Genomic DNA, 13,324 nt, shown 5'->3' with positions numbered 1-13,324 from the left:
CTCAGCCCGGCAGGTGCCGGCAGACCCAGCCGTCGCCGTCCTCGCGCACGTACTCGAGGCGGCGGCTCGCGGCGGCGGGATGCGAGGTCCAGAAGAGCATGCGGCGCGGCCGCACCGCGTAGCCGATCCAGCCGTCGGGCTGCGCCGGATGCGGATTCGCCGCAGCGAACGCAGCCCACTGCCGTTCCCGGCGCGCACGCGGCTGGCGAGCGTATTCGGCGGTGTTCAGCCACGCGAGCTGGCGCAGGTAGTCGGAGCGGCCGGCGTAGGCGCGGGCGATCTCGTCCTCCTCCGCCACGGCGGCGGTCCCCTGCACGACGAGCTGGTGCGTGAAGCCGGGCCACAGCACGGTCAGCGCGACCCGCGGGTTGAGGCTGAGCTCGCGCACCTTCCGGCTCGCCGCATCCGTATGGAAGAAGAAGCGCTCCCCGTCGAACTCGGTCAGCATGACGGTGCGGGCGCGAGGGAAGCCGTCCTCGTCGACGGTGGAGAGCGTCATGAGGGCGCGCTCCTCGCCGTCACCGGGCAGCCACGACGCCGCGAGGGCGAGGGGATCGCGCGGCGGATCTTCGGCGTGCACGGGATCGGTGACCACGTCGATGCGCGGCACCCGGAGGGCGACGATGTCGGATGCAGGAGGGCCGGTCATGCGAACTCGAATCCGTCGATCTCGATGAGAGCCTCGGCGACGAACGCAACGCCCGCCTCGAAGATCCGACGCCCGTCCTCGGCGTTCGCGCCGGTGGGGTCCCCGATCACCCCGTCGGGACCGAAGTCGTCGCTCGTCCATCCGAACATCACGGGCTTCGCGTTGAAGCCGATGTGGGTCAACCCCGCGATCCGCTCCGGCACGTTGCGTGGCGGAAGCTGCTCCGCCACCAGGTGCGGCGCAAGGTGCATGACGACCGAGGTCTCCCCCCAACCGGCATGGATGCCCTGACCGAGCTCGTCGGGCCGACCGTCCCGCCCGTCGCCCGCGACGCCCGCGCCCGAGCCCATCGAGAACGAACGCAGCCCGAATCGGCGCCGGAGCTCCCGGTTCACCCAACCGAGCAGCATGACGTTGCCGCCGTGTCCGTTGACGAAGGCGACCGTACGCACGGGCGTCTGCGCGATGGAGCGGCCGATCTCGATGAGCTGCTGGAGCAGGGTCGTCCCCTCCATCCAGAGGGTTCCGGGTGCCCAATAGTGCTCATCGGACTTCGCGTACGCGAGCGTCGGGAGCAGCCACGCATCCACCCCCTGCGCGGCGACGCGCGCGACCGCCGCGGTGGCGACCGCTTCGGCGATCAGCGTGTCGGTGCGCAGCGGCAGGTGCGGACCGTGGTGCTCGATCGCCCCGATCGGCACGACCGCGATCGACCGGTCGCTCGTAGCCGCGACCAGCGCCGGTCCCGAGAGATCGTCCCAGCGCCGCGAGGCCGCCGTCATCGGATCGCCCCCTTGGTCGGGCCTGCGTAGTCGGGGTTGAGCTTGCCCGGGTTCAGCAGGCCCTGCGGGTCGGTGTGCCGCGCCAGCTCCACCGTCTCGGCGAGGCGGAAGTCGACGTTCCACTGGTGCGGGTTGTGCACGCCGATGCCCAGTTCGCCGAGCCGCTCGATGCCGGCGTAGACGGCCTCCGGGCTCTCGTAGACGCCCGCCAGCATCCCGATCGGAACGGTGTGACCCGCCTCGATGTGCAACTGGCCGCCGGGGTAGACGGCGTGGACCTCGTCGATGCGCTCCACCAGCGCGTCCCCGGAGACCTCGACGTGGAAGTACACGCCGGGCTCGGACTTCTGCAGCCACTCGATCGGGTGGTTGTAGCTGAGCACGGAGATGGCGGCGCTGACGCCCGACCCCTCCCGCACATCCTCGATCCGCCCGCCGGCCTGCTCGATGACGGCGACCGCCTCGTCGAGGATGCGGGCGTCGGCGATCATGCGCAGTGAGCTGCGCCCGTCGGCGAAAGCCTCGTCCGGCGGCAGCTGCGCGGTGATGTGCGGGGTGTCGGCCGACACGAGTCGCGGCGAGGGCGTCATCCGGCCGAGCGTTCGCAGCACGGACAGCGCTCCGGAGAAGTCGGGGAACGAGGCGTAGAGACCACGCCAGTCCTGCAGCGGCTCGAGGCGCACGGTGGCGCGGGCGATGATGCCCGCGGTGCCGTAGTTGTGCACGAACCCCTGCGCCTGGTCGCCCTCGACGTGCCGCAGCGCCCCGCCGGATGCGGGCGTCGCGACGTCCAGGGCGAGCACGAACCCCCTGTCGTTCGAACCGTGCGCGATCGTTCCCGTTCCGCCGGAGCCGCCTGCAAGGAATCCGCCGATCGTGGTGTGCACGGTCGACGGGTACATCCACAGCTGCTGACCGGCCGCACGGGCGGCGGCCTCGAGCGCGTTCATGGGCGCGCCCGCATCCGCCGTGATCCAGCCGTCGCCCACCTCGACGATCGTGCGGGCGCGCGAGGTGTCGAGCACGAGTCCGCCCGGCATGGGGATCGCCTGACCGTAGTTGCCGGTCCCCTTGCCGCGTGGGGTGATGGCCACGCCGTGACGCGCGGCGAGGCCGACGACGTCGGCGATCTCCTGAGCGGTCGTCGGGAAAGCGACCAGGTCGGCGATCCCCAACGGCAGCAGCTCGGCGATGATCGGCGACATCCGCGCGCCGTCGACGGATGCCTTCTCGCGCTGACGCATATCGCTGGAGACACCGCGCGGACCCAGCAGGTCGCGCAGCTCTGCCTCGAGGGCGGCGTAATCGGGTGCGGACATAGGAATCCTCCTTCGCGTGCATCTCCCGACGAAGGAGCGCGACGAGCCGGGTGATGAGTCACTCGCCGCGCAGAGGCCGTGGCCCGCGATCATCATGCGCCGTCCATGTTTCGCGCACGCAACACGCGGTTTGCGATCAGGGGGCGGCGACCCAGCCCTCGGTCGCGGCGGCCGCCACGATGCGCCCACCGCGGATCACGAGGCGGTCCGCCGGCGCTTCGGCGATCGCCTGCACGAGCGAGTCCGCCCGCACGGCGAGCAGGTCTGCGCGGGCACCGACGACGACCCCCGCTTCGGGCAGCCCCATGACCTCTCTCGCACCGGCGGACACCGCGGTGTATGCCTCGTCGGCAGTGAGGTGCGCGGCGATGACGAGGAGCATCGCGGTCTCCAGCGCGTCACCGCGGCCGAGCGGGTTGAACGGGTCGCGCACGTTGTCGGCGCCGGCGGCGAACCGCGCCCCCGCGGCCAGCAGCGCCCGGGCAGGCGCGATGCCGCGCGGGGTCGCGACGGGGACGCCCCACCCCTGCAACGACAGATTTGTGATCGGGTTGGCGATGATGCCCACGCCCGACGCGACGACCTCCGCGATGACCGCATCGCGCGCGGGCTCGTCGAGGGTGCCCAGTCGTACGCAGTGCCCCGCGGAGCGGTTCTGCGGCCATCCGAGGGTGCGCCGGGCGTAGGCGTCGAGGGTCACGGCGGCCGCGAGCCCCTCATCCGTATGCAGGTCGACGGGAACACCGCGGCGCTCGGCGACATCGAGCAGGCGGTGCAGGTCGGCGAGCGGGTCATCGGCGAGATGCGAGGCCCCTCCGACGGCGTCGGCACCCGCATCCAGCGCCGCCTCCAGGTGCGCGGTCGGCACATCAGGGCCGGCGAGGGCGACGATCTCGATGTCGACGAGTGCGGCCAGCTCCTCCCGCACCGAGACGAGCGCTTCGACGCCGCGAAGGGGCGCGTCGCCCAGCAGCACGTCGACGTGCGTGCGGATGGCGGTGGTGCCGTTACGCAGCATCCGGAGCACCTGCGTGCGAGCACGCGCGGCCGCATCCGCCACCGTCATCGTCTCGGCGTAGACGCGCCAGGCGGCGATCGCAGCGCGGAGATCGCCCATGGGCGAGCGGATGGCGTCCCAGCTGAGCGCCTTGTCGAGGTGCGCGTGAGGCTCGGCCGCCGCGGGAAGGAGTACGTAGCCGGACAGATCGTGCGCGCCGGTCGTCGCGACGGCGGTCGCGGGTGTCACGGCGGCGACACGGCCGTCCTGGATCGTGACGTCGACACGGGAGCCGTCCGCGAGCGTGGCACCCGCGATCCGATCGATCATCGTGGTCTGCGGCGACTCGGTCATGGTGATCCCTCTCCGGCGCCGTCCGACGCCAGCGCCGACCGTATCCGCCGCGCATTTCCCGCCGGTAACGCACCCGTCGTCATCTGCTCGTCACACGGGCCGGTTAGCGTGGCGCGCTGTGAGTTACTTCAGCGACGTCGAACGCGATCTCGTCGTGGTGGAGCGCACCGCGCTCGCCGGCGACATCGTCGCCTTCGATCTGGCGTCTCCGAACGGGCGTGATCTGCCCGCGTGGACCCCCGGTTCCCACCTCGACGTGATCCTCCCGGATGCCGACGGCACCGGCCCGGTGGAACGCCAGTATTCGCTGTGCGGCGACACCGCAGAGCGCGGCCGGTGGCGCATCGCGGTGCTGCGCGAGACGGGCGGGCGCGGCGGATCCGTGCGCGTGCACGACGAGCTCTCGGTCGGCACGCGTGTGCGCGTGCGCGGACCCCGCAATCACTTCCCGTTCGAGGTCTCCCCCGGCACGCGCTATCGGTTCGTGGCGGGCGGGATCGGCATCACGGCGATCCGAGCGATGGCCGCCGCGGCCGAGACCGCCGGCGCGGAGTGGGAGCTGGATTACGCGGGGCGCTCACGCGCGAGCATGGCGTTCACGGCAGAACTCGCCGCGGCGTACGGCGACCGCGTGCGCATCCACGCCCGCGACGAGGGCTCCCGCCTCGACATCGACGCGCTGGCCGCATCCGTCGACGAGCGCACGGCCGTGTTCGCGTGCGGTCCGAAGCGGATGCTGGACGCGCTGGATGCGGGTGTCGACGAGCGCGCGCTGCACGTGGAGCGTTTCGAGGCGAAGGAGTTCGGGGCACCGGTGTGGCCGGGCCCGTTCGAGGTGGAGCTGGCTATGAGCGGCGATGTCGTCGTGGTCTCGCCGGAGCAGTCGGTGCTCGACGCGATCCGCGAGCAGTCCCCCGACACGCTCGTGCTCTCGAGCTGCCGCCGCGGCACGTGCGGCACGTGCGAAGTCCCGGTGCTCGAGGGCGACATCGAGCACCGGGACTCGGTGCTCACGCCGATCGAGCAGCGTGATTCGACCGTCATGATGGTCTGCGTCTCGCGCGCGGCGTGCGAACGGATCGTGCTCGATCTCTGAGTGCGCCTACGCCGTCACCGACCGACCCGGGTGCGCAGTCGCTCGACGATCTCGCGCTCGTCGCCCTGCACAAGACGGTAGTCGCGCACGACCACACGTCCCGAGACGATCACGTGGCGGGGCCTGCGCCCCGGAGCGGTCCAGAGCAATCCCGCCACGGGGTCCGCGACACCCGCATCCGCCACCGTGTCGACGTCCCACACGCACACGTCCGCGGCCGCTCCTGGCCTCAGGTGACCGAGTTCGGACCGGCCGAGCCCTGCCGCCGAACCGGCGGTCGCCATCTCCAGCACGTCACGCGCGTCGAGCTGCGGACCCACGAGCGCCGACACCTGCAGGGCGAGCCGCGCGTCGGCCAGCAGGTGCCCGGCGTCGTTGGAGCCCCCGCCGGACGTGCCGAGTCCCACCTCGATGCCCGCTTCCCGCATCCGTGCGACGGGGGCGATCCCCCATCCCATCGGCACGTCGCAACCGGGGGCGTGCGTCGCGGTGACCCCGGCCGCGGCCAGGCGGTCGATCTCGGCGTCGGTCACATCGCACAGGTGGGCGATCGTGACATCGGGCGCGAGCCAGCCCCACTCCTCCAGCAGGTCGAGGGGCCGCCGGCCGTAGCGATCCAGCGCGATCTGCGTGTCGACCTGCTCGTTCGCCTGCGTGCGACGGCGGAGGCCATACTCGCGCGCGACGGCACCGAGCGCGCGGAAGGTCTCCTCCCCGTCGGAGTGCACGCCCGCCGGCCCCACCGCGATCTGCAGCATCCCGTCTGAGCTCACCCCGCGCGCATCCGGAGTGAGGAAGTGGGCGGCGATGGCACGCGCGCTCGCTTCGGCCGCCTCGGGGGCGTCCCGGGCCGAACCACGGACGAAGACGAGCCTGGCACCGAGCTCGGCGGCCGCATCCGCTATGGACCGGGCGATCGCGACCGTGTCGTCGACGGGATGCGGCGAGCGCGACGGATCCGGCCAGTTCAGCTGGTGATCGGCCACCGTCGTCACCCCGCTCAGCAGCGACTCGGCGATGCCGGCGGCGGCCGTGGTGCCGGTGAGGGAGGGGTCGATGCCAGCGCCCGCGTAGGCCGCGGCCATCGCCGGCAGCCAGTCCCGCATGGGCACGCCGCGGGTTCCGGGCAGGGTGCGGAAGCCGGTCTGCAGGAGGTGGTGGTGCGCATTGATGAGCCCCGGTGCCACGACGCAGCCGGACACGTCGAGCTGCTCGCCCGGCCCCTCGGACGACGCCGACACCACCGCGCCGTCGAGAACGAGGTCGCCGTCGCGCTCCGTGCGACGGTCGACGAGGATGCGGCGCGCGCCGCGCAGGGTGAGCATGACGCGATCGTCTCAGTCGCAGATCACGGGCACGTTACCGCGGGCTCGCGTGCACAACTCAGCCGGGAACCGCGCCTGGACCGTCTCCACCCGCCGGAATCCGCAGCACCGCCTGAGTTGCGTCGCGCCGGGCGGTGCTGTGCCGCCGGTGGGTCAGAGACCTGCGGCGCGCTCCGCGGCCTCGACGACGTTCGTGAGCAGCAGGGCCACGGTCATGGGCCCCACGCCGCCGGGGTTCGGCGACACGTAACCGGCGACCTCCACGACGTCGGGGTGCACGTCGCCGTAGACGATGCTCTTGCCCGTCTCCGGGTGCGTCTCACGCGTGACGCCGACATCCAGCACGGCGACGCCCGCGCGCAGGTGCTCGGCCCGAACGAGGTGCTTGACGCCGGCGGCCGCGACCACGACGTCTGCCTGGGCGAGGTGGAACGGGAGGTCCGCCGTACCGGTGTGGGTCAGGGTCACCGTGGCGTTGATGTCGCGGCGCGTCAGCAGGAGTCCGATCGAGCGGCCGATCGTGACGCCGCGGCCGACGACCACGACGTGCTTGCCGGCCAGGTCGTAGCCGTTGCGCTGGAGGAGCTCGATCACACCGCGCGGCGTGCACGGCAGCGGCGAGGTGATCGGGGTGTTGACGTTCAGCACGAGGCGGCCGAGGTTGGTGGGGTGCAGCCCGTCGGCGTCCTTGTCGGGGTCGATCCGCTCGAGGATGCGATCCGTGTCGAGGTGCTTCGGCAGCGGCAGCTGCACGATGTACCCGTGGCAGGTCGGGTCGGCGTTGAGCTCGTCGATCAACGCTTCGACGTCCTCCTGCGTGGCGTCCGCCGGCAGCTCCCGCTGGATCGAGTTCATCCCGATCGCGACGGACTGCTTGTGCTTCATTCCCACGTACAGCTGCGAGGCGGGGTCCGCCCCCACCAGCACCGTAGCGATGCCGGGAACCACCCCGCGCTCGGCGAGCGCCGCCACGCGCGCGGTGAGTTCTTCCTTGATCGCGGCCGCGGTGCGGACGCCGTCGAGTGTGATCGCGGTCATTGTCGTCTCCTCTTCGAGCCCGCCCCGAGCACGCGCCGATCTGCGCGATGAGCGCAGCGTCGCGACCGAGGGTACTCAATCACTATGCACGTAGGGATACGGATGCGGCAACACCCGGTGCTGCCGCATCCGTTCCGATCACTGGTGCAGGTCGGGGTACAGCGGGAAGGCCGCGGTCAGAGCTGCGACGCGGGTGCGCAGCGCCTCGACGTCGGCGCCGGGCAGCAGCGCGAGCGCGATGATGTCGGCGACCTCGGTGAACTCTGCGTCGCCGAACCCGCGGGTGGCGAGCGCCGGCGTGCCGATGCGCAGACCCGAGGTGACCATCGGCGGACGCGGGTCGTTGGGCACCGCGTTGCGGTTGACCGTGATGTGGATGTCGTGCAGGAGGTCCTCGGCCTGCTTGCCGTCGATGGCCGCCTCGCGGAGATCGACGAGCACGAGGTGCACGTCGGTGCCGCCCGAGCGCACCGCGATGCCGGCATCCTTCACGTCCTGCTGCGCGAGCCGGTCGGCCAGGATCGCCGCACCCCGGACGGTGCGCTCCTGGCGCTCCTTGAACTCGGGGGTCGCGGCGAGCTTGAACGCGGTCGCCTTGGCGGCGATCACGTGCATGAGCGGACCGCCCTGCTGGCCGGGGAAGACCGCGGTGTTGATCTTCTTCGCGAGATCCTCGTCGTTCGTGAGGATGAAGCCCGAGCGGGGGCCGCCGATCGTCTTGTGCACGGTCGAGGAGACGACGTGCGCGTGCGGAACCGGGTTCGGGTGCACACCCGCGGCGACGAGGCCGGCGAAGTGCGCCATGTCGACCCAGAGGTACGCGCCGACCTCGTCGGCGATCTCGCGGAAGCGCGCGAAGTCGAGCTGGCGCGGGTACGCGGACCAGCCGGCGATGATGACCTTCGGCTTGTGCTCGACGGCGAGACGGTGCACCTCGTCCATGTCGATGACACTGGTCTCGGGGTCGACGCCGTAGGCGACGATGTTGTACAGCCGGCCGGAGAAGTTGATCTTCATGCCGTGCGTGAGGTGACCGCCCTGATCGAGCGAGAGACCCAGCAGCGTGTCGCCGGGGCGGGCGATCGCGTGCAGCACCGCCGCGTTGGCGGAGGCACCGGAGTGCGGCTGCACATTGGCGAAGCCGGCGCCGAACAGCGACTTGGCGCGGGCGATCGCGAGTTCCTCCGCGACGTCCACCTCTTCGCAGCCGCCGTAGTAGCGGCGACCGGGGTAGCCCTCGGCGTACTTGTTCGTGAGCACGGAGCCCTGCGACTGCAGCACCGAGACGGGGACGAAGTTCTCGGACGCGATCATCTCGAGATACCCGCGCTGACGCTCGAGTTCGCGCTCGAGAACCTGGGCGATCTCGGGGTCGACCTCTGCGAGGGGGGCGTTGAAGTACGGGTCGGTCATGACTCTCCCTGACGACGGTTTCGGACAGATGGGTTCCGTATCGGCCCAGGCGTACGGCCGAATACCGTGTCGGTCGCTCCCCGGTGGTCATCCACCTCAACGCCAGTCGCGACGGCATCGAGCATACCCGACGCGGACGCGGGGCACACCTGAACGCACGGTGCTCGGCAGGCGAACGCATGGTGCGCCGCGGACCAGTTTGTTAAGGTTCCTTACATGACAACCGGTCTCGTCCCGCGGCCGAGGTCCGTGGCCCTCGGCGACGGCGCGTTCGCGGTGACGGACGCGGTCTCGATCACCGGGGAGGCGGAGGCGGTCGCCCTCCTGAGCGCGCGGCTGCACCGGCGCACGGGCCTGTCGCTTCCTGCCGCCCCGGATGCCCGCATCCGCCTGCGCGTCGACGGCGAGGGCGCCGCGGAGTCGTACCGACTTCGGATCGATGCGGACACCGTGGAGCTCACCGCATCCGACGCCGCGGGTCTGCTGCACGGCGTCCACACGCTGCTGCAGGTGTTGGCACCGACCCGGCAGGGCTGGGTGTGGCCGGCCGTCGTGATCGATGACGCACCGCGCTTCGCCCACCGCGGTCTGATGCTCGACGTCGCCCGGCACTTCTTCGCCGTCGACGTCGTGGAGCGCCTGCTCGATCGGATGGCGGAGCTCAAGCTCAACGTGCTGCACCTGCACCTCAGCGACGACCAGGGGTGGCGGCTCGCGCTCGATTCGCGGCCGCGACTGGCCGAGCACGCCTCCGACTCGGCGGCCCTGGGCGATGCAGGCGGCTGCTACTCACGCGCCGACTGGCAGCGAATCACGGATGCGGCAGCCTCGCATCACATCACGGTGATCCCCGAATTCGATGTGCCGGGGCACACGCACGCCGTGGGGCTCGCGTACCCCGAGATCGCCCGGCCTCCCGTTCTCACCCCCGAGCTCGAGGAAACGGCCGCGCAGTTCGGCGGCGGCCTGCCCGTCGCAGGCCAGGCCTACACCGGTTTCGGTGTCGGCTTCTCGTCTCTGCGCACCGGCGATGCCGAGACGAGCGCGTTCCTGCGCGACGTGTTCACCGAGCTGGCCGAGCTCACGCCCGGCCCCTACCTGCACGTCGGTGGCGACGAAGCCCTCGGCACGTCGCGCGACGATTACGACGCGGCGATCGCGGAGGTCACCGCACTCGTGACCTCGCTGGGCAAGACCCCCGTCGCCTGGCACGAAGCAGGCAGCGCCGCGCACCTCGCACCGGGAACGCTCGGACAGTACTGGGGCTTCGTTCACCCCGTGGACGGCGCCGATGAGAAGGCCCGCGGCTTCATCGAGCGCGGCGGACGCCTCATCCTGTCCCCCGCCGACGCGGTGTACCTCGACATGAAGGACAGCGCCGACTGCGCGCTCGGGCTCACGTGGGCGAACGGCCCGACGCCGCTGCGCCGTGCCTACGAGTGGGAGCCGGCCGAGGTCGTTCCCGGCGTGACGGAGGAGCAGATCCTCGGCGTCGAAGCGGCGCTGTGGACCGAGACGATCCGCACCGAGGACGACATTCAGCAGATGGTGTTCCCGCGCCTCGCCGCCGCCGCCGAGGTGGCGTGGTCGGCGCGCACATCCCGGTCGTGGGAGAGCTTCCGCGAGCGCCTTGCGGATCTCGCGACGCGGTGGGACGCCGACGGGCTCGCCTATCGGCGGATCGACGACGTTCCGTGGCGGCGATCATGAGCGTGATCGTCCACTCCGCACGGCTCGTCGACAGCGGCCGCGAGTCGCCGGACGGCTGGGTGCGCTGGGAGGCCGATCGCATCACGCATCGGGGCACGGGCGAAGGCTGGCGCGCGCACCAGGGCGACACGATCGTCGATGCGCGCGCCGAGGCGGGCCCCGACGCCGTCCTCACCCCGGGGTTCATCGACCTGCACGGGCACGGGGGCGGCGGACGCTCCTACGAAGACGGACCGGATGCGGTGCGTGCCGCCCGCGCGCTGCACCTCGCGCACGGCACCACACGCGCCATCCTGTCGCTCGCAACCGCGACGCTCGACAACCTCGTCGAACGCCTGGAGACGATCGCGGCGCTCACCAACACCGACCCCGACATCCTCGGCTCGCATCTTGAGGGCCCCTTCCTCGCGCCCAGTCACCGGGGGGCGCACGCCGGCGACCTCCTGCGCGCGCCCGACCCCGAAACGCTGGACATGCTGCTGGCGGCGGGCGGCGGCACCGTGCGCCAGGTGACGCTCGCACCCGAGCTTCCCGGCGGTCTCGATGCCGTCCGGCGCATCGTGGACGCGGGCGCGGTTGCGGCGGTCGGGCACACCTCCGCCGACGCCGCCCTCGCCGCCGCGGCCTTCGACGCGGGAGCGCGCGTGCTGACGCACGCGTTCAACGCGATGCCGGGTCTTCACCACCGCTCCCCCGGGCCGGTGGGGGCGGCACTCGCCGACGACCGTGTGGTGCTGGAGATCATCGCCGACGGCGTGCACCTTCATCCCGACGTCGTGCGGATCGCCGCATCCGCCGCCGCAGGCCGCGTCGCCCTTGTGACCGACGCGATGGCCGCCGCCGGGGCCGCCGACGGCACGTACCGCCTGGGCGCGCTCGATGTCGAGGTCGCGGGCGGCATCGCGCGCGTGGCCGGCACCGACACGATCGCCGGGTCCACGCTGACGCAGGATGCGGCACTGCGCGTCGCTGTCGGGGCGGGAGTGCCGCTGGTCGCCGCCGTGCAGGCCCTCACCGAGACCCCCGCGCGCGTGCTCGGCCGAGAGGACCTCGGAGCGCTGGAGCCCGGCCGCCTCGCCGACGCGGTGCTGCTCACCGCAGACCTGCGCGTCGCCCGAGTATGGCTGGGCGGCGCCCCGGTCTGACCACCGCCCGCCCTGCTTCTCCGCGAGACTGCTCCGCGTCCGACGCAGCGTGGAGAGAGTTTTCTCTCTGACGGAACACCCCGCAGGACTGCCCCAGGCGCCGCAGTTCTGACGCGGTAGGACATGTCGGCGCTGTCTTGATAGCACCCGGCACTCTGTTGCTTGGCAGCGCCCGTGCTACGAGGAGGCAGGTATGTCGATCCTCCAGGGCGATCGAATCGTCGAAGCACTCAACGAAGTCGATATGGGCGTACCGACGCGATCATCGGCTGTTTTGTGGCATCGGTTGTCCACAGTGCCAAATGCACCCCTCGGCCGGGCCACCGCAGTATTGCTCGCGACGATCGAAATGATCGTTGAGAACACGAAACAGGAAAGAAAACAGAGTATGACGAAGGCAAGGACATTGATCGGCGCGGTAGCAGCATTGCTGCTGGCGGGAAGCGGAGCCGCCGCTGCACATGCAGATTCTGGCGAAGCTTCGACAACCACGTCTGGCACAGTCATTGTGAACGGGCACGAATTCGGGCCCGAGGATGGCGCCGAAGTGACGGTCGAATCGTACGAGATGGTGCCAGGGCAGGGTCCTATTGGCACGGAGTATCCGACCACACCTCCTCCTGGAGAAATCTCCACCAACCTCGTGTGGGGCTCGAGTTACGCGTACGCCGAAGAATTCGGATACGTGGACTACCGCGGCACGGGGAAAGCAGCCGCCAACGTATACGAAGGTCAACGGATCGTCTCCGTCTGCTTCTACTGGACGCGCACCGACGGCTACAGGAGCGCAACGACCTGCTCGAACGCCAGCTTCGATGGAGGGTGGAACGCTGGCCCCGAAGTCATAGGCTGGGGGCAGGACACGCTCGTATCAGATGCGCCGCCCACTATCTTCAACATCGAGACGACTCGAATCGACCCATCCGCACATTGGTGATCGAGGGTCGAGATGTCTCGTCGGGGCAGAGCGATTTATTCCTCTGCCCCGACGGTTGCAACCTGACCACCAGGCTTGGGCGCTTTCTAACGCGAGGAGCCGTGAACCCACAGAATCACAATGCCGACAGCACCCACCAGTGCCATCGCTCCGAGCGCCAGTACCGCCCCCGGCGTCGCAAACGCAAGCAGCACGAGGGCCACGAAGCCCACGATTGCCAAGAGCACGATTGCCACGAGCAGGCTAAGCATCGCCCGGACTAGTGCGCGAGCTGCTCGGTGATTTCTCCGCGCGTTGACGGCAAGAAGAACGAGAACAAGCAGCGCCTGCCAGCAAGAAAAGACCAAAACCGACCAGGCTAGGCCGTGGGCCAGGTAACGACGTACTTCAGGAAAACGCTCAACCAACTGCGTCGTCATCGCCGGGAGCAACCAAATCTCGGCCACCACGGAGACGGATATGCCGATGACGGCCGCACCGACAAGTGACAGGGCCAGCCAGACACGCGGTTTACCATCCGCCCGAGTCAGTTCCAGCACCATTCCCACAGGGTCGCACA

At 70.6% G+C, this 13,324-nt stretch carries 12 protein-coding genes and 1 riboswitch; of the genes, 4 read left to right on the top strand and 8 right to left on the bottom strand.

Annotated features, from left to right (window positions below; all coding sequences use genetic code 11):
* Position 1: 1 nt before the first annotated feature.
* The 4 genes from ACYVJS_RS02220 to ACYVJS_RS02205 all read right to left on the bottom strand — a co-directional run bounded on the left by ACYVJS_RS02220 (position 2) and on the right by ACYVJS_RS02205 (position 4,101).
* Complete coding sequence (locus tag ACYVJS_RS02220) at positions 2-649, bottom strand: pyridoxamine 5'-phosphate oxidase family protein (RefSeq protein WP_460737357.1); 648 nt, start codon at positions 647-649, stop codon at positions 2-4.
* On the bottom strand, positions 646-1,431 hold the full coding sequence (locus ACYVJS_RS02215) for a creatininase family protein (protein ID WP_460737355.1): 786 nt from the start codon (positions 1,429-1,431) through the stop codon (positions 646-648). Before ACYVJS_RS02215 ends, ACYVJS_RS02220 begins: the two co-directional genes overlap by 4 nt.
* On the bottom strand, positions 1,428-2,750 hold the full coding sequence (locus ACYVJS_RS02210; protein WP_460737353.1) for an FAD-binding oxidoreductase: 1,323 nt from the start codon (positions 2,748-2,750) through the stop codon (positions 1,428-1,430). Before ACYVJS_RS02210 ends, ACYVJS_RS02215 begins: the two co-directional genes overlap by 4 nt.
* A 136-nt stretch (positions 2,751-2,886) precedes the next feature.
* Entirely contained in the window at positions 2,887-4,101 is a 1,215-nt protein-coding gene (locus ACYVJS_RS02205) for an amidohydrolase family protein (protein ID WP_460737351.1), read from the bottom strand.
* A gap of 118 nt (positions 4,102-4,219) precedes the next feature.
* Here ACYVJS_RS02205 and ACYVJS_RS02200 point away from each other — a divergent pair, with 118 nt between their 5' ends.
* On the top strand, positions 4,220-5,197 hold the full coding sequence (locus tag ACYVJS_RS02200; protein WP_460737349.1) for a PDR/VanB family oxidoreductase: 978 nt from the start codon (positions 4,220-4,222) through the stop codon (positions 5,195-5,197).
* A 14-nt stretch (positions 5,198-5,211) separates the two neighbouring features.
* Here the strand turns inward: ACYVJS_RS02200 and ACYVJS_RS02195 are convergent, their stop codons facing one another.
* From ACYVJS_RS02195 to glyA, 3 genes are all read right to left on the bottom strand, one after another.
* Positions 5,212-6,522: an amidohydrolase family protein gene (locus ACYVJS_RS02195; RefSeq protein ID WP_460737347.1), complete on the bottom strand. Its 1,311-nt coding sequence runs from the start codon at positions 6,520-6,522 to the stop codon at positions 5,212-5,214.
* 153 nt (positions 6,523-6,675) lie between these two features.
* Complete coding sequence (locus ACYVJS_RS02190) at positions 6,676-7,560, bottom strand: bifunctional methylenetetrahydrofolate dehydrogenase/methenyltetrahydrofolate cyclohydrolase (RefSeq protein ID WP_234073473.1); 885 nt, start codon at positions 7,558-7,560, stop codon at positions 6,676-6,678.
* Between the two features lie 138 nt (positions 7,561-7,698).
* Positions 7,699-8,973 (bottom strand): serine hydroxymethyltransferase, encoded by a 1,275-nt coding sequence (gene glyA / locus ACYVJS_RS02185; RefSeq protein WP_460737344.1) that lies wholly within the window; start codon positions 8,971-8,973, stop codon positions 7,699-7,701.
* 36 nt (positions 8,974-9,009) lie between these two features.
* Positions 9,010-9,093, bottom strand: a riboswitch (ZMP/ZTP riboswitch).
* Positions 9,094-9,189: 96 nt separating this feature from the next.
* Between glyA and ACYVJS_RS02180 the strand changes: the two genes are divergently transcribed.
* From ACYVJS_RS02180 to ACYVJS_RS02170, 3 genes are all read left to right on the top strand, one after another.
* A complete protein-coding gene (locus ACYVJS_RS02180) occupies positions 9,190-10,683 on the top strand; it encodes a beta-N-acetylhexosaminidase (protein WP_460737342.1) in 1,494 nt (497 codons plus the stop codon).
* Positions 10,680-11,828, top strand: coding sequence for an N-acetylglucosamine-6-phosphate deacetylase (gene nagA, locus ACYVJS_RS02175; RefSeq protein ID WP_460737340.1), 1,149 nt, complete (start codon positions 10,680-10,682; stop codon positions 11,826-11,828). The genes ACYVJS_RS02180 and nagA overlap by 4 nt, the downstream gene beginning before the upstream one ends.
* 193 nt (positions 11,829-12,021) lie before the next feature.
* Positions 12,022-12,765 (top strand): hypothetical protein, encoded by a 744-nt coding sequence (locus tag ACYVJS_RS02170; protein ID WP_460737338.1) that lies wholly within the window; start codon positions 12,022-12,024, stop codon positions 12,763-12,765.
* Between the two features lie 86 nt (positions 12,766-12,851).
* Here ACYVJS_RS02170 and ACYVJS_RS02165 read toward each other — a convergent pair whose 3' ends face one another.
* Positions 12,852-13,307 (bottom strand): hypothetical protein, encoded by a 456-nt coding sequence (locus tag ACYVJS_RS02165; RefSeq protein WP_460737336.1) that lies wholly within the window; start codon positions 13,305-13,307, stop codon positions 12,852-12,854.
* Between the last annotated feature and the right edge of the window lie 17 nt (positions 13,308-13,324).

It is taken from the genome of Microbacterium neimengense (genome assembly GCF_054782995.1).
Note: the sequence above shows the minus strand (reverse complement) of the source record. Positions and strands in the feature narration are given on the sequence as shown.

Coding starts and splice junctions, on each gene's coding strand:
- ACYVJS_RS02220 (WP_460737357.1), bottom strand. CDS start 649: ATGACCGGCCCTCCTGCATCCGACATCGTCGCCCTCCGGGTGCCGCGC.
- ACYVJS_RS02215 (WP_460737355.1), bottom strand. CDS start 1,431: ATGACGGCGGCCTCGCGGCGCTGGGACGATCTCTCGGGACCGGCGCTG.
- ACYVJS_RS02210 (WP_460737353.1), bottom strand. CDS start 2,750: ATGTCCGCACCCGATTACGCCGCCCTCGAGGCAGAGCTGCGCGACCTG.
- ACYVJS_RS02205 (WP_460737351.1), bottom strand. CDS start 4,101: ATGACCGAGTCGCCGCAGACCACGATGATCGATCGGATCGCGGGTGCC.
- ACYVJS_RS02195 (WP_460737347.1), bottom strand. CDS start 6,522: ATGCTCACCCTGCGCGGCGCGCGCCGCATCCTCGTCGACCGTCGCACG.
- ACYVJS_RS02190 (WP_234073473.1), bottom strand. CDS start 7,560: ATGACCGCGATCACACTCGACGGCGTCCGCACCGCGGCCGCGATCAAG.
- glyA (WP_460737344.1), bottom strand. CDS start 8,973: ATGACCGACCCGTACTTCAACGCCCCCCTCGCAGAGGTCGACCCCGAG.
- ACYVJS_RS02180 (WP_460737342.1), top strand. CDS start 9,190: ATGACAACCGGTCTCGTCCCGCGGCCGAGGTCCGTGGCCCTCGGCGAC.
- nagA (WP_460737340.1), top strand. CDS start 10,680: ATGAGCGTGATCGTCCACTCCGCACGGCTCGTCGACAGCGGCCGCGAG.
- ACYVJS_RS02170 (WP_460737338.1), top strand. CDS start 12,022: ATGTCGATCCTCCAGGGCGATCGAATCGTCGAAGCACTCAACGAAGTC.
- ACYVJS_RS02165 (WP_460737336.1), bottom strand. CDS start 13,307: ATGGTGCTGGAACTGACTCGGGCGGATGGTAAACCGCGTGTCTGGCTG.